The sequence below is a fragment of the Micromonospora sp. WMMD1274 genome (genome assembly GCF_049179035.1).
Classification (GTDB): domain Bacteria; phylum Actinomycetota; class Actinomycetes; order Mycobacteriales; family Micromonosporaceae; genus Micromonospora; species Micromonospora tulbaghiae.
This window is the reverse complement of the sequence record NZ_JBMHMG010000001.1, coordinates 5,334,543-5,349,796: the sequence shown is the minus strand read 5'-3', so window position 1 is coordinate 5,349,796 and position 15,254 is coordinate 5,334,543. Positions and strand designations below refer to the sequence as shown.

Below are 15,254 nucleotides of genomic sequence, written 5' to 3'. Positions count from 1 at the left end.
TCACCTGTGCAGCAGCGGCAGGACGGCGGAGCCGAGCAGGTCCACGCCACGCTCGTCGGTGAGGCCGTGCGGCGTGCCGAACTCGACCCGGCGGACACCGGCGTCGATGAGCGCCTGGGCCTGCGCGGCGACCTGCTCCGGGGTGCCGGAGAAGGCGAACCGGTCGAGCACGTCGTCCGGGATCAGCCGGCCCGCCGCCTCGTCCTCGCCCGCGTCGACCAGCTCGCCGACGCGCTTGACCAGGTCGTCGGGCATCACGACGGTCGGGTCCAGCTCGGCCACCACCGCCAGGTACATGGCCACCTCGGTGCGGGCCTTGGCGCGGGCCGCCTCGCCGTCGGTGTCGACGACGGTGACCGCCCCGAGCACGATGCCGACGTCCGCGACGTCGCGTCCGGCCTTCTCCGCGCCGGTCCGCAGCCGCTCGCGGATCACCGGGACCATGTCCGGGTTGGCGCTGCCGCCCACCTTGATCTCGTCGGCGATCCGGCCGGCCAGCGCCGCGCCCTGCGGACCCCACGCGCCGAGCAGCAGCGGCGGGTCGGGCCGCCGCACGTCGTAGCGCAGCGCGGTGCCGGGGGCGAGCGAGAAGACCTTCCCGGTGAAGCCGCTGCGGTCGCCGCGCAGCAGGCGGTAGACGACCTGGACGGCCTCCTCGATCGTGGTCAGCGGCCGCGGCTGCGGCAGGCCGACAGCGCCCAGCCAGGTCCCCCGGGCCAGACCCAGGTAGGCCCGCCCGTGCGAGGCCAGGTCCAGGGCGGCGATCTGACCGGCGATCTCGTACGGTGCCATCGAGTACGGGTTCAGGCAGGCCGCGCCGAGGCGTACCCGCTCGGTCGCCTGCGCCATCTCCAGCAGCGGGAAGATCGGCGGCTGGTACATGAGGTCGCCGAAGACGGTGAGCACGTCGAAGCCGTGCGCCTCGGCGGCGCGGGCCAGCCGGGCGTAGGCGCCGGCCGGCTTGTCGCTCTGCAGGCCGAGTCCGATCTCGACCGTCATGTCAGGTCCGCCGAGTTCATCGTGCGCCGGCAGGTCCGTTCCACCTTCATGACGAGCCGCTCCTCCGGGTCGGGGCAGATGAAGTGGGAGTCCTGGGCCAGCCAGTCCCCCGGCGCCAGGTCACGCTGCTTGGCGGCGAGGAAGGGCAGCACCGAGGCGAGCGCGTACACGCAGAAGTGCTTTCCCTCGGGCAGCCGCAGGTGGGCGCTGTTGGTGAGTTCGAAGTGGTCGCCCACGGCCATGCCGCACACCGACCGGCCCTCGATCCGGTCAACTGTCACCTTCAGGTCGTAGATCTCCATGTCGCCGTCGTCGTTGTCGCTCACGGCCCCTCCCCCTCCTCGATCCGTACGATGATCTTGCCGGTGGTCCGGCGTTCGGCCAGCTCGGTGAGCGCCGCGGGCGCCTCGTCCAGCGACACCACGCGGCTGACCGGCGGCCGGACCGCGCCGGAGACGCACATGTCGAACAGTTCCTGGTAGGCGGCCTCGACGGCGCTCGCCCGGCGCCACGGGTACTGCGAGCCCCAGGAGAGGCCGACGAGCGTCGCGTTCGCCGCCATCAGCCGCAGCGGGTCGACCGGCGGCGGCGTGCCGCCGGCTGCGCCCACGGCCACCAGGCGCCCCTCGAACGCGAGGCACTCCCAGGATCGGGCGAACACGTCGCCGCCCACCGGGTCCACCACGACGTCCACGCCCCGGCCGCCGGTTGCCGCGAGCACGGCGGGCACGAAGTCCGCCGCGGTGTAGTCGATCGCGACCGCGGCGCCGTGGTCGCGGCAGATCGCGGTCTTGGCCGGACCGCCGGCGGTGGCTAGGACCCGCGCGCCGCGGGCGACGGCGAGCTGGATCGTGGCGATGCCGACCCCGCCGGCGCCCGCGTGCACCAGCACCGTCTGCCCGGCGGTGACACCGGCCCGTTCCAGCGCGAACCACGCGGTCTGGTAGGTGACCGGCAGCGCCGCGGCGGTCACCGGGTCGACTGTGGACGGCCGCGGTACGACCACCGCGGCGTCCACGGTGACGGTCGTGCCGAGCGCGCCGCGCGGCAGCGCCGGGCAGGCGAGCACCTCCTGGCCGAGGAGATGCCCGGCCCCGGCGCCGGCGGCGACGACTCGCCCGGCCGCCTCCACGCCGGGTGTCATCGGCGGTTCCGGCCGCACCGGGTACTCGCCCCGGCAGAGCATGACGTCCAGGAAGTTCAGCCCGACCGTACGGACGGCGAGCCGCACCTCGCCGGGGCCGGGCGGCGGGTCGTCGGGCAGGTCGGCGACCGACAGCACGTCCGCCGGCTCGCCGGTCCGCCCGGCGACCAGCCGCCGGATCACGCCGCGCCCACCGGTTCCCGGACCAGTTCGGCGTGGTGGTGCACGATCACCCAGCGGCCGTCGATCCGGCGCACCACGTCGGTGACCCGGGTGATCTCCGGCTCGTCGTCCGGGCCGAGCTGCGAGACCAGCTCGTACCGGGCCACGCCGAAGTCGTCCCAGACGTCGATGCGCTTGTCCCGCGCGGCGAGCACCGCCAGCCGGGGCCGCTGCCCCGCGGCGTCCCGCCGGGCGCGGTACTCGTCCAGCTCGGCGCGGGTCCGCAGCGGCCCGGGCAGGTGCGTCTCCCAGGTGGTCACCTCGGGGTGCAGGTGCGTGTCGAACCGCTGCTGGTCCCCGGCGAGGAACGCGTCGTACATGTCATCGATGCCGGCGGCGATCGCCGCCGCGCCTGCCTGCGCGAACGTCATCGCGTCTCCTCCTGGTTCCGGTCGTCGCGGGCGATCTGCCCGCCCTTCATCACCCACCGCACGTCCCGGAAGGCCGAGGTGTCGGCCAGCGGGTCGGCGTCGGTCGCGATCAGGTCGGCCAGCTTGCCGGCCTCGACGGTGCCGAGGTCGGACTCCGCGCCGAGCCACCGGATCGGCCCGAGGGTGCCGGCGTGGATGGCCCGCGCGGTGCCGATCCGCTCGGACATGTACTCCAGCTCCCGGATCGAGGCGGTGGTGCCCTCGAACTCCCAGAACGGGGGCATGTCGCTGCCGAGCAGCACCTCCACGCCGGCGGCGATCGCCATGTCGAAGCTCTCCAGGTGCCGGGGGCCGGCGCCGAGCGACCGGCACTGCATCCACTCCGGTACGCCCAGCTCGTCGAAGAACTCCTTGCACCGGGTCACCAGCAGCGTCGGCACGAGCGCGGTGCCGCGCTCGGCCATCCGCGCCGCGACCTGCGGGGTGAGCTGGTAGCCGTGCTCCACGCAGTCCAGTCCCAGCTCCACGGCCGCGCCGATCACGTCGGCCGGACCGGCGTGCGCGGTCACCTTGCGGCCCCACGCGTGCGCGGTCTCGATCACCGCGGTCATCTCGTCGGCGAACAACTGGGGCGTGTGGATGCTCTCGTGCTCACCGGCGATGCCGCCCGAGATCATCACCTTGATCAGGTCCGCGCCCGCCTTGATCTGGCTGCGGACGCCCCGGCGGAAGCCCACCGGGCCGTCGCATTCGAGCGTGTCGTTGCTCTCGTGGCCGTGCCCGCCGGTGCACACCAGCGCCCGGCCGGCGGTGTAGATGCGCGGACCCGGCACGCGCCCGGCGTTGATCGCCCGCCGCAGCGCGAAGTCGGCGTGGTCCTTCTCCGCCACGCAGCGCACCGTGGTCACGCCGGAGTGCAGCGTACGCCGCGCCCCGTCGGCCATGTAGTGGGCGAGGTCGTACGAGCCCATCCCCTTGACGCCCTCGCCGGCGGAGCCGGGCAGCGACAGCGAGAAGTGGGTGTGCATGTTGACCAGACCGGGCGTCAGGTACGCGCCGTCGAGGTCCACCTCGGTCAGCCGGCCGGCGGCCCGCGCCTGCTCGGCCACCTCGGCGTACGGCCCGACGGCGGCGATCCGGTCACCCCGGACCCACACTCCGGCACCGGTCACCGGCGCCATGTCGTCCACCACGCGGGCGTCCAGCACTGTGCAGTTGCCGAGCAGCAGGCTGGGCTGCTCGGGCGAATAGGCGGCACTCACGCGATCACTCCATAAACGTCTCGGGCGGCCCGGGCGGAGACGTAGCCCTCGGCCACGTCCCGTCGCACCGCCTCTGGATCCCGACTCCTCGGGTCACCGTGCCCGCCGCCACCGGCGGTCAGCAACGTCACCCGGTCCCCCACCGCCACCGCGGTACGCCGTGTGCTCACCCGGTGCTCGCGGTCCGTGCCCGGGAACACCACCACCTGGTTCGGCTCCGGCTGCAAGCCGCCGTCGAGCGCCCACGGCGCGCTCTTCGTCTTCTTGATCACGGTCAGGAACTCACCGGGTGCCACGAACCGGATGTCCCGCCGCAGGCCGCAGCCGCCCCGGAACCGGCCGGCGCCACCGGAGTCGGTACGGATCTCCAGGCGCTCGAAGAACATCCCGGTCTTCGACTCCAGCACCTCGACCGGCGTGTTGCGCGCCTGGGTCTGGCACAGGTGGTTCGCCGGTCCGATGCCGTCGTGCCGGGGCGTGCCGCCCCACCCGACCGGGTCGTTGTTGCTGACCGCGAACATGTCGCCGGTGTCCGGGTGCAGGCCGACCATCATGAACCCGGGTACGTCACCGCCGGAGGAGGCGGCGAGCCGGTCCGGCATGCCCTGCGCCAGCGCCTTGAGGATCAGCTCCAGCGCGACGGTGCCGGTCCACTGGGTGAACGTGGCGGCCGGGTACTGCGCGTGGAACAGCGTGCCGGGTTCGGCGCGTACCCGCAGGGGCGCGAAGTGCCCGGCGTTGGTCTGCTCGTGCGGCGTGGTGACGCCCTTGAACGCGACCCGGCAGGTGGCGATGGTGGCGCCCAGCGGCAGGTTCACCGGCCCGGGCACCGCCGGGGACGACCCGGCGAAGTCCACTGTGAACTCACCGTCGGCGACCGTGACGGTGACCCGCATGAGGATGGGCTCGTCGGTGACGCCGTCGTCGTCGAGCCAGTCCTCGGCGGTCCAGCTGCCCTGGGGCAGCGCGGCCACCGCCTCGCCGCTGCGCTGCGCGGCGGCGTCGATCACCCGGTCGATCACCGCGTCGACCACCGCGGGGCCGTAGTCGCGGTACAGCTCGGTCACCCGCCGCTCGCCGGTACGCAGCGCGGCGATCTGCGCGTTGAGGTCACCGATGACCAGCTCCGGCATCCGCGAGTTGAACCGGATCAGCTCGTGGATCTCGCGCACCGGCTCACCGCGGTCGTACACCTTCGTGCCGGGGAAGATGATCCCCTCCTGGTGCATGTCCGTGGAGTCGAGCACGTAACCGGGATCCTTGGCGCCCAGGTCCATCCAGTGCGCCCGGATGCACAGGAACCCGATCAGCTCCTCGCTGTCCGGCAGCACGACCGGCGCGAACATCGTCGCGTCGTACGTGTGCGCCGCGTTCCAGTACGGGTAGTTGAGCAGCACCACGTCGCCGCGGTGCAGGTTCTCCACGCCGACGTACTCGACGCCCTTGCGCAGCGAGTAGTCGTTGGCGCCGAGGAAGCGGGACAACCCCGTGGACTCCGCGACCAGCCGCAGCCGGCGGTCGTAGACGGAGATGCCGAAGTCGTACACCTCGTAGATCACCGGGTTGAAGGCGGTGCGCACCAGCGCGGCCCGCATCTCCTCGGCGGCCGAGACGAGGTGGCTGCGGACGACCTCGACGGTTGCCCCGTCGACCGTCGGCTCACCCATCGACGTCCACTCCGTAGACGTCCCGGGCCGCCTCCGGGGAGACGTAGCCCTCGGCCACGTCGCGCCGGACCGCCTCGGGGTCGCGGCCGCGCGGGTCACCGTGCCCGCCGCCACCGGCGGTCAGCAGGGTCACCCGGTCGCCGACGGCGACCGTCGTGCGCTTGGTGCTCACCCGGTGCTCGCGGTCGGTGCCCGGGAACACCACGATCTGGTTCGGCTCCGGCTGCAAGCCGCCGTCGAGCGCCCACGGCGCGCTCTTGGTCTTCTTGATCACCGTCAGGAACTCACCGGGCGTCACGAACCGGATGTCCCGCCGCAGGCCGCAACCGCCCCGGAACCGGCCCGCGCCACCGGAGTCCTCGCGGATCTCCCAGCGCTCGAAGAACATCCCGGTCTTGGCCTCCATGACCTCGATCGGGGTGCCCCGGCCGGTGCTGCCGGAGACGTGGGTGGCGGCGTCCATCCCGTCGTGCTGCGCGGTGCCGCCCCAGCCCACCAGGTCGTTGTTGCTGACCGCGAACATCTTCCCGGTGTCCGGGTGCAGGCCGACCATCATGAAGCCGGGCACGTCGCCGCCGGAGGAGGCGGGCAGCAGGTCCGGCATGCCCTGGGCCAGCGCCTTGAGGATCAGCTCCACCGCGACGATGCCGGTCCAGAGCGTGAACGTCGGCTGCGGGTAGACGGCGTGAAACAGGCTGCCCGGCTCGGCCCGCACCTCCAGCGGCGCCACCGTGCCGGCGTTCGACGGCTCGTCCCGGGAGGTGAGCGACTTCAGCACGACCTTGCAGATCGCCTCGGTCGCGCCGAACGGCATGTTGATCGGGCCGCGGGTGGCGGGCGCCGAACCGGCGAAGTCGACGACGAAGCGCCCGTCGGCGATGGTGACGGTGACGCGCATCTTCACCGGGTCGTCGCTGATGCCGTCGTCGTCCACCCAGTCCTCGGCGGTCCAGGTGCCCTGCGGCAGCGTGGCCAGCGCCGCGCGGGCGCGAGCCTCACCGTCGACGATGATGCGGTCGATCGCCTGGTTCACGGTGTCCCGGCCGAACTTCTCGATGATCTCCAGCATCCGACGCTCGCCAGTGCGCAGCGCGGCGATCTGCGCGTGCAGGTCACCCAGCACCGCGTCCGGCATCCGCGAGTTGAACCGGATCAGCTCGTGGATCTCGCGCACCGGCTCGCCCCGGGACACGACCTTGGTGCCCGGGAAGATCAGCCCTTCCTGGTGCATGTCGGTCGAGTCGAGCACGTAGCCCGGGTCCTTGGCGCCCAGGTCCATCCAGTGCGCGCGGACGCAGAGGAAGCCGACCAGGTCGCCGTCCGCGTCGGGGTCGGCCTCGTCGGGCCGGAACACCGGAGCGAACAGCGTCGCGTCGAACGCGTGCGCCGCGTTCCAGTACGGGTAGTTCAGCAGCACCACGTCACCGCGGTGCAGGTTCTCCCGGCCCACGTACTCCACGCCCTTGCGCAGCGAGAAGTCGTTCGCGCCGAGGAAGAACGTCAACCCGGTGGCCTCGGCGACCAGACGCAGGTCGGCGTCGTACATCGACAGGCCGAAGTCGTGCACCTCGTAGATGACCGGGTTGAAGGAGGTACGGATGAGGGTGGCCCGCATCTCCTCCGCGGCCGACAGCAGATAGCTGCGGACGACCTCGACCTGGGCTCCGTCCAGCGTGGTCATGCGGCTTCCTCCAGGGTGACGAGCAGGTATCCGTGGTCGTCGACGGTGACCCGCTGGCCGCTGGGCACCACAGTGGTGGAGGTGCCCTCGTCGATCAGCGCCGGTCCGTCGAAGGTGTCGCCCGGCTCCAGGCGGGCCCGGTCGTAGACGGCGAACGGCACCACCGCCTGCTGCCCGAAGTCGTACGCGTCGCGGTGGGTCAGCAACGCCTGCGCCGGGTCGCCGTCACCGCGCGCCAGCGTCTCCAGCTCCGGCCGGTCGGTGCGCCCGATGCCGCGCACCCGCAGGTTGAGGATCTGCAGCGGGTTGCCCATGGTGTGGCCGTACCGGGTGCGGTGCGTCTCGTCGAACGCGGCGCGGATCGCGTCGCGGTCCAGCTCGCGCCCGACGGTGACCATCAGGCTGTGCTCCTGGCCCAGGTAGCGCAGCTCGAACTGCCGCTCCAGCACCGCCTCGCCGACCGGCACGCCCTGCGCCACCAGCGACGCGACCGCCTCGGCCTCGACCGCCTTGAACAGCTGCTCCAGCTCCGCCAGGTCGGCGTCGTCGAGCGTGGCCATCACGGTACGGCTGAAGTCGTTGACGATGTCGGCCGAGAGCATGCCCCAGGCGGAGAAACCGGACGGCGCGAACGGCACGACCACCTCGCCGATGCCCATCTCGCGGGCCAGCAGCGGCGCCAGCAGCGGTCCGGCGCCGCCGAACGCGAGCAGCGCGAACTGCCGGGGGTCGTGACCCCGCTCGACGGTGATCTGCCGGACCGCGCCGACGGTGCGGGCCAGCAGCACGTCGAAGACGCCCGCCGCCGCGTTCTCCACGGTGAGGCCGAGCGGCTCGGCGAGCTGCTCGGTGATCGCGGCGCGCGCCTCGGCGTCGCGCAGCCCCATGGTGCCGGCGAGGAACCGGTCCGGGTCCATGTAGCCGAGCACCACCGCCGCGTCGGTCACAGTCGGCTTGGTGCCGCCCCGGCCGTAGCAGACCGGCCCGGGGTCGGCTCCGGCGCTCTGCGGGCCGACCTTGAGCAGGCCGTGGTCCAGCCAGGCGATCGAGCCGCCGCCGGCGCCGATGGTCCGGATGTCGTACGTCGGGATGAGCAGCGGGAAGTGCTCCAGCTGGGCCTCGTACGCGGCGACCGGGTTGCCGCGCTCGATCACGCAGGCGTCCAGCGAGGTGCCGCCGATGTCGAACGTGAGCACGTTGTCCCGGCCCAGCTCGGAGGCGACGTACGCGGCGCCGACGATGCCGCCGGCCGGGCCGGACAGCACTGTGTGCGTGGGTGCGGTCTTGGCGACCGCACTGGTCATCGAGCCGCCACCGGACCGCATGATCAGGAAGCGCCCGGCGAAGCCGCGCTCGGCCAGGCCGGACTCCAGCTCGTCCACGTACCGCTCGAAGATCGGCCGGATGTACGCCTCCAGCACCGTGGTGCTGGTCCGCTCGTACTCCCGGTACTCGCGCACGATGTCTGTCGACAGCGACAGGCTGACCTCGGGGAACTCCTCGTGGATCAGGCGCGCGGCCTCCCGCTCGTGGCTCGGGTCGAGGAACGAGTGCAGGAAGCAGATGGCGATCGAGGTGACCTGCTGGTCCACCACGAGCGTGCGGGCGGCCTCCCGGACGCTGTCCGGGTCCAGCGGCTCCACCACGCGGCCCCGGTAGTCGAGCCGGCCCCGCACACCGGCGGTGAAGCGGCGCTGCACCAGGCTCTCCGGCCGCTGGTACTGGAAGTCGTACATGTGGTCGGACGGCACGTTGCCGCGGCCGATCAGGAAGATGTCCCGGAAGCCCTCGTTGGTGATGATGCCGGTACGGCCACCACGACGCTCCAGCACCGCGTTGAGCCCGAGCGTGGTGCCGTGGATGAACAGCTCCACCTCGGACAGGTCGGTGCCGAGCGCGGTGATCGCGTTGAGGACGCCGTCCGCGGGCCGGGCCGGGGTCGTCGCCGCCTTGCGGAAGCGGACCCGGTTGGTGCGCGTGTCGAGTTCCATGGCGTCCACGAAGGTCCCGCCGATGTCGACGGCGAGCCGGATGGGGCGACGGGTCATGGCGTGACAGCCTGCCTTCCGATGAGGGCGGGAAGCTCGGGAACGCGCCAGCAGGCGGCCCGGCTCTCGCCGTACGACTGAAGCTCCTGCTGCTCCGCTCGGCACCGGTCGGTGACGAACGGGCACCGGGCGGCCAGTGGGCACCCGGTCGCGGCGTCGGCTTCCTCCAGGTCCTTGACCAGCTCGACGGCCTCGCCGTCGGACCCGGTCGTCCCGCCGAGGCGGGGGGCGCTGCCCAGCAGCGCCCGGGTGTACGGGTGCCGGGGCGTGTCGAACACGACGTCCACCGGTCCCTCCTCGACGACCCGGCCGAGGTAGAGCACCACGACCCGGTCGGCGAACCCGCGCACTGTGGCCAGGTCGTGGGAGATGAACACCGAGGCGCGGTCCGCGTCGGCCGCCACGTCGGCGATCACGTCGAGGATCTGCGCCTGGACGGTGACGTCCAGGGCCGAGGTCGGCTCGTCGAACACGATCAGGTCCGGCTCGCCGACCAGCGCGCGGGCGATGCCGATGCGTTGCGCCTGGCCGCCGGACAGCTCGTGCGGGTAGCGCTGGAGGATCGACCGGTCCAGCTCCATCCGGTCCAGCACGGCGGCGACGCGCTCGGCCCGCTGGGCCGGGGACAGGCCCGCGGCGCGCAGCGGCTCGGCGATGGAGTCGCCGACGGGACGGCGCGGGCTGAGCGAACCGATCGGGTCCTGGAACACGAGCTGCGCCCGGGTCCGGGCCCGGCGCAGCGCCCGGCCCCGCGGCCGGGGGCGGCCCGGCTGCTTGACCAGCGCCTGCCCGGCGACCGTGACGGTGCCGGACGTGGGCGCGACCAGACCCATCACGAGCTTGGCGAGCGTGCTCTTGCCGCAGCCGCTCTCGCCGACCACGCCCAGCGTCTCGCCCGGCCCGAGCCGCAGCGTGACGCCGCGCAGCGCGTGGTGCCCGCCGGAACCGAACCGGCTGCGGTAGACGACGTGCGCGTCCTCGATCTCCAGCACGGCGGGCTTCGGGTCCGTGCCGGCCGCGACCGTGCCGGACGCGACCGGCGTGTGCGACGTCCGCGGCACGTCGGCGTCCAGCGGCCGGGTCTGCGGGTGGAAGCAGGCGAGCGACCACTCACCACCACCGGGCACCGGCACGGTGGCCGGGCGCCGGGACGAGCAGGTGCCGTCGGCGTGCGCGCACCGGGCGACGAACGGGCAGTTGTGCGGCGCCTCGGTGAGCAGCGGCATGGCGCCGGGGGTGGCGACGACCGGCCGGCCGCCGACGTCCGGCACCGAGCGCAGCAGCGCCCGGGTGTACGGGTGCGCGGGTTCCCGCAGCACCTGCGCGGCCGGGCCGCTCTCCACCACGGTGCCGGCGTACAGCACCACCACCCGGTCGCAGACCTCCGCGATGGACGCCAGGTCGTGCGAGATCAGCAGGACGCCCCGGCCGTCGGTGTCGGCGGCGTGCCGGAACTGGCGCAGGATCTCCCGGGTCAGCGTCACGTCCAGGCCGGTGGTCGGCTCGTCGGCGATCAGCAGCTCCGGCGCGCAGCCGGTGGCCAGCGAGATCATCACGCGCTGGGCCATGCCGCCGGACAGCTCGTGGGCGTACGCGTCGAGCCGGCGCTGCGGGCTGCGGATGCCGACCGCCTCGAACAGCTCGCGCGCCGCCTCCCGCGCCCGCTCGCCGGACATCTCCTGGTGGGTGGCGAGCCGGTCGACGAGCTGCTTGCCGATGGTGCGGGTGGGGCTGAGCGCGCCGCGCGGGTTCTGGAAGCAGATCGCCACCCCGCGCCCGCGGTGGGCGGCGAGCGCGGCGTCGTCCATGCGCAGCACGTCCGAGTCGCCGAAGCGCACCCGGCCGGTGGCGTGCGAGCCGCCGGGCAGCAGCCCGACGACGGCGCGGGCCACCATGCTCTTGCCGCCGCCGCTCTCGCCGACCAGGCCGACGACCTCGCCGGGTCGTACGGCGAAGCTGACGCCGCTGAGCGCTGCCACCTGCCGGCCGGGCCGGCGGATCGTCACGGAGAGGTTCTCGATCGACAGCATGGTCACCGCCGCTTCGCGTTGGCGCGGTCCTGCAGGCCTTCGCCGAGCAGGCTGAACCCCAGGACGCAGACGAACAGGGCCAGGCCGGGCGGGACCGAGGTCCACCACCGGCCGCCGACCACGTCCGCGGCGCCGAGGCTGATCATGGCGCCCCACTCCGCCTCGGGGATGCTCACGCCCAGGCCGAGGAAGGAGAGCCCGGCCAGGGTGAGCATGGCCCAGCCGCAGTTCAGCGGCGCGATGACCCGGACCGGGGTGAGGCTGTTCGGGAGCAGGTGCCGCCAGAGCACGCCGACCGGCGACGCCCCGGAGGTGATCGCGGCGTCCACGAACGGCAGTTCCCGCAGCGACCGCACCTCGGCGCGGACCAGCCGGGCGTACGCCGGCGCGTTCACCGCCGCGATCGTGATGATCAGGTTGATCGTGCCGTTGCCGAGCAGGGCGGCCACGGCCAGCGCCAGGATGAACGTGGGGAACGACTGGAAGATGTCGACCACCCGCATCAGCACGTCGTCGAGCCAGCCGCCGAAGTAGCCGGCGACCAGGCCGAGCAGCGTGCCGACGACCACCGCGAGCGCGACAGCGGCCAGGGCGATGCCCAGGTCGAGCCGGGCGGCGTAGAGCACCCGGCTCCAGATGTCCATGCCGTTGCCGTCGGTGCCGAGCAGGTGGCTGCCGCCCGGGGCGACCAGGGTGTTCGCCGCGTCGATCTCGGTCTCGCCCCACTGGCTCAGCAGCGGCGCGAACACCGCCACCAGCGCGACCACCGACAGGATGCTCGCCCCGGCGATGATCATGCGGCGGGCGAAACGGCTGTCCCGGTCACCGCCGGGCACGACCACCGGCGCGGCGGCAGGACCGTCGGGGACGGTTCGCAGCTCGGCCATCAGAGCCTCACTCTCGGGTCGAGGATCGCGTGGACCACGTCGGCGATGAGGAACACCAGCACGTAGCACAACGCGATGACCAGCACCGACGCCTGCACCACCGGGTAGTCCCGGTAGAGCAGGCCGCGCAGGGCCCACTGGCCGAAGCCCTGCCACGAGTACACGTACTCGACGAGCACGGTGGAGCCGATCGCCGTACCGAAGACCAGCGCGGCGAGCGACGGCAGCCGGACCAGCGTCGCCCGCAGCAGGTAGCCGTAGTGCAGCGTCCGGTCGCGCAGCCCGTGCGCCTTGGCCGCGGCGTACGACTCGGAGTGCAGCACCTCCAGCGCGGAGGCCCGGACGCTGCGCAGCAGCGGGGCGACCACGCCGACCACGAGGGTCAGCACCGGCAGCACGAGGTACGCCGCGGCCGAGGCGATCGCCGGCCCGTTGGCGGTGAGGACGGCGTCGACGAGATCGGCGCCGGTGAGCGGGGTCAGGCCGGTGTCCGGGTCGACCCGGCCGTTGGGCGCCGGGAACCAGCCGAGGATGCTGTAGCCCACCAGCACCAGCACCAGGCCGAGCCAGAACTCCGGTACGGAGTTGCCGACCAGCGCGAAGATCCGGACGCTGTGGTCCCCGGCCCGGTTGGCCCGCTTGGCCGACCAGATGCCCAGCACCGTCGCCACCACGAGCGCGATGGTCACCGAGATGACCACGAGTTCCAGGGTCGGACCCACCCGGAGCGCCATCTCCGAGCCCACGGAGCTGCCGCTCTGGATCGAGGTCCCGAAGTCACCGGTCAGCAGCCCGCCGAGGTAGTCGAGGAACTGCTGCCACAGTGACTGGTCGAGCCCGAAGCGGGCCCGGGCCGCGGCGGCGTCCTCCTCGGTGGCGTTCTGCCCGAGGATGCTGCGGACGGGGTCGCCCGGCAGCACTCGGACCAGGAGGAAGGCCAGGACGACCACTCCGAGCAGAACGGGGATCAGCTGGAGCAGTCGCCTGGCGACGAACCGGAAGATACGCATGGGTGGGTGACGTCCCTAGGCCGAAGCGCTCAGGTAGCGCAGGCGGGCGAGGCCGTCCATCGGCTGCACCCAGCCGGCGACGGATTCCCGGACGGGCAGGTTGAAGTTGGGCTGGCAGATGACCACCCACGGCACGTCGGCGGCGAGGATCTCCTGGACCCGCTTCCACAGCGCGTTGCGGGCGCCCGTGTCGACAGTGGTGTGCGACTTCTCGTAGATCTGCTCGATCTCCGGGTTGGTGTAGTTCGAGTAGTTGAGGTTGGCGCCCTTGACGAAGCTGGTCGCCAGCATGTACTCGACGTCGTCCACCCAGAGCTGCCCGGAGGTGATCTGGAGCGGGATGTTCTTCTTGGTCCGCCGCTCGCCGAGGGTCGCCGGGTCGAGCGGGGTCAGCTTGAGCCGGATGCCGGCCTTGGCCGCCTCGCTCTGCACCTGGACGGCGATCTTCTGCTGCTCCTCGTTGTCGGCCTCGAAGACCAGCTCGGAGTCGAGCGACGCCCGGCCGGCGGCGGCCATGGCGGCCTTCGCCTTCTCCAGGTCGTGGGTGAACGGGTAGCCGCTCTCGTCGTACCCGGGCATGTCCAGCGGGACCGGGCTCTTGGCCGCGCGGGCGTCGCCGCCGTACACGTTGTTGATGATCTGCTCGTAGGGCACCGCGTAGGCGAGCGCCTTGCGCACGTTCACGTCGTTGAACGGCGCCGCGGTGACCGACATCTGGATGGCGACCTGGCGGTTGCTGGCCGCCGAGATCACCTTGATGCCCGGGGCCTTCTTGAGGTCCTGGATGTCGCGCTGGCTGATGCCCAGGGCGATGTCGATGTCACCGGCCTGGAGCTGGAGCCGCTGGTTGGAGGCGGCCGGCACGACGGAGATCCGGATGGTCGGCGTCTTGGCCGGGTCCGGGCCCGGGTAGCCGGTGTTGGCGCTGAGCTCGATCTCCTGGCCCTGGGTGGCCTTGGCGACGTTGAAGTAGCCGCCGGTGGGCGGGTTCTTCGCGAACCAGTCCTTGGCCCAGGGGTCGCTGGCGCTGGCGTGCTTCTTGGCCTCGACGGAGTCGAAGACGTACAGCGAGATCGCCTGGATCTGCCGGGTGAGCGCGCTGGGGAACGCCTGGTGGAACTCCACCGTGTAGTCGTCGACGACCTTGACCTGGTCGGCGCTGGTGAGGCCGATGGTGCGGTAGACGCCGGCGACGTTGGCCTGGGCGGCGAACGCACGGTCCTTCGACCACTTGACGTCGGCGGCCTTCATCTCGTTGCCGCTGGCGAACTTCACGCCGCGGCGCAGCTTGAGCGTCCACACCTTCTGCTCGGCGTCCGGCTCGAACGACTCGGCGAACGTCGGGGTGATGTTCTGGGTGTCGAGGATCTGGCTTCCGCCGGCGTTGGTGACCCCGTAGTCGATCAGGTACGGGAAGACGTTCTTGTAGAGCATCAGCGCGGTGAGGTCGAAGCCGACGAAGTCCTGGTCCCAGCTCGACAGGTAGCTGGAGACGGCGATGCGCAGCGTCTTGGCGGAGGCGCCGCCGGACTTGCCGTCCGTGGACTTGTTACCGCTGTCCGCGGCGCAGGCGCCGGTGGCGAACAGGAGCGCGACGCTGCCGCCCAACTGCAGGACGCCGCGGCGGGAGAGCGCGGGCGAGGAGGCGCCCGGACGGGGTGAACGAGCCATGAGAAGTCCTCCTAGAAGCACGAGGCAGATGGCCCGAGCAGCGGACCTACCAGGAGTTCTACCGGATTTAGCACCAGTGAACAATAGGGTGAACGGTGTTCAGTGAACACGGCCGCGCAACGAAATGAAAGCGCTCCCGAAGTGCGGGATAGCCGCGCTGTCAGCGTTCACATGGGTTCACACAAACGTTACGTACGGCGGATCGAACGGGGCCGGGAACGCCGATGACCCCGGGAGGGACACCCGGGGTCATCGTCTCGCG

The 15,254-nt window shown here is 72.2% G+C and carries 12 protein-coding genes; all 12 read right to left on the bottom strand.

Annotation, left to right across the window (positions count from 1 at the left end; all coding sequences use genetic code 11):
• Genes ACN27D_RS25405 through ACN27D_RS25350 form a run of 12 tightly spaced genes read right to left on the bottom strand, consistent with a single transcriptional unit; the run spans position 1 to position 14,992 of the window.
• Positions 1 to 999 (bottom strand): LLM class flavin-dependent oxidoreductase, encoded by a 999-nt coding sequence (locus ACN27D_RS25405; RefSeq protein WP_421500169.1) that lies wholly within the window; start codon positions 997 to 999, stop codon positions 1 to 3.
• Positions 996 to 1,325, bottom strand: coding sequence for a TIGR04076 family protein (locus ACN27D_RS25400; protein WP_091427932.1), 330 nt, complete (start codon positions 1,323 to 1,325; stop codon positions 996 to 998). The genes ACN27D_RS25405 and ACN27D_RS25400 overlap by 4 nt, the downstream gene beginning before the upstream one ends.
• The gene (locus ACN27D_RS25395) at positions 1,322 to 2,326 is read right to left on the bottom strand and encodes a zinc-binding dehydrogenase (protein ID WP_421500168.1); all 1,005 of its coding nucleotides are present in this window, start codon (positions 2,324 to 2,326) and stop codon (positions 1,322 to 1,324) included. Before ACN27D_RS25395 ends, ACN27D_RS25400 begins: the two co-directional genes overlap by 4 nt.
• Positions 2,323 to 2,736, bottom strand: a complete 414-nt coding sequence (locus tag ACN27D_RS25390; RefSeq protein WP_350814974.1) for a nuclear transport factor 2 family protein — start codon at positions 2,734 to 2,736, stop codon at positions 2,323 to 2,325. Before ACN27D_RS25390 ends, ACN27D_RS25395 begins: the two co-directional genes overlap by 4 nt.
• Positions 2,733 to 3,998 (bottom strand): amidohydrolase family protein, encoded by a 1,266-nt coding sequence (locus ACN27D_RS25385; protein WP_421500167.1) that lies wholly within the window; start codon positions 3,996 to 3,998, stop codon positions 2,733 to 2,735. Before ACN27D_RS25385 ends, ACN27D_RS25390 begins: the two co-directional genes overlap by 4 nt.
• A complete protein-coding gene (locus ACN27D_RS25380) occupies positions 3,995 to 5,665 on the bottom strand; it encodes a hydantoinase B/oxoprolinase family protein (protein ID WP_421500166.1) in 1,671 nt (556 codons plus the stop codon). The genes ACN27D_RS25385 and ACN27D_RS25380 overlap by 4 nt, the downstream gene beginning before the upstream one ends.
• On the bottom strand, positions 5,658 to 7,346 hold the full coding sequence (locus tag ACN27D_RS25375; RefSeq protein WP_421500165.1) for a hydantoinase B/oxoprolinase family protein: 1,689 nt from the start codon (positions 7,344 to 7,346) through the stop codon (positions 5,658 to 5,660). The genes ACN27D_RS25380 and ACN27D_RS25375 overlap by 8 nt, the downstream gene beginning before the upstream one ends.
• Positions 7,343 to 9,394, bottom strand: coding sequence for a hydantoinase/oxoprolinase family protein (locus ACN27D_RS25370; protein ID WP_421500164.1), 2,052 nt, complete (start codon positions 9,392 to 9,394; stop codon positions 7,343 to 7,345). The genes ACN27D_RS25375 and ACN27D_RS25370 overlap by 4 nt, the downstream gene beginning before the upstream one ends.
• Positions 9,391 to 11,424, bottom strand: coding sequence for a dipeptide ABC transporter ATP-binding protein (locus tag ACN27D_RS25365; protein WP_421501196.1), 2,034 nt, complete (start codon positions 11,422 to 11,424; stop codon positions 9,391 to 9,393). The genes ACN27D_RS25370 and ACN27D_RS25365 overlap by 4 nt, the downstream gene beginning before the upstream one ends.
• A gap of 2 nt (positions 11,425 to 11,426) precedes the next feature.
• The gene (locus ACN27D_RS25360) at positions 11,427 to 12,311 is read right to left on the bottom strand and encodes an ABC transporter permease (RefSeq protein WP_091427917.1); all 885 of its coding nucleotides are present in this window, start codon (positions 12,309 to 12,311) and stop codon (positions 11,427 to 11,429) included.
• Entirely contained in the window at positions 12,311 to 13,321 is a 1,011-nt protein-coding gene (locus tag ACN27D_RS25355) for an ABC transporter permease (RefSeq protein ID WP_128138124.1), read from the bottom strand. The genes ACN27D_RS25360 and ACN27D_RS25355 overlap by 1 nt, the downstream gene beginning before the upstream one ends.
• A 15-nt stretch (positions 13,322 to 13,336) precedes the next feature.
• Positions 13,337 to 14,992, bottom strand: a complete 1,656-nt coding sequence (locus ACN27D_RS25350) for an ABC transporter substrate-binding protein (protein ID WP_120570828.1) — start codon at positions 14,990 to 14,992, stop codon at positions 13,337 to 13,339.
• Between the last annotated feature and the right edge of the window lie 262 nt (positions 14,993 to 15,254).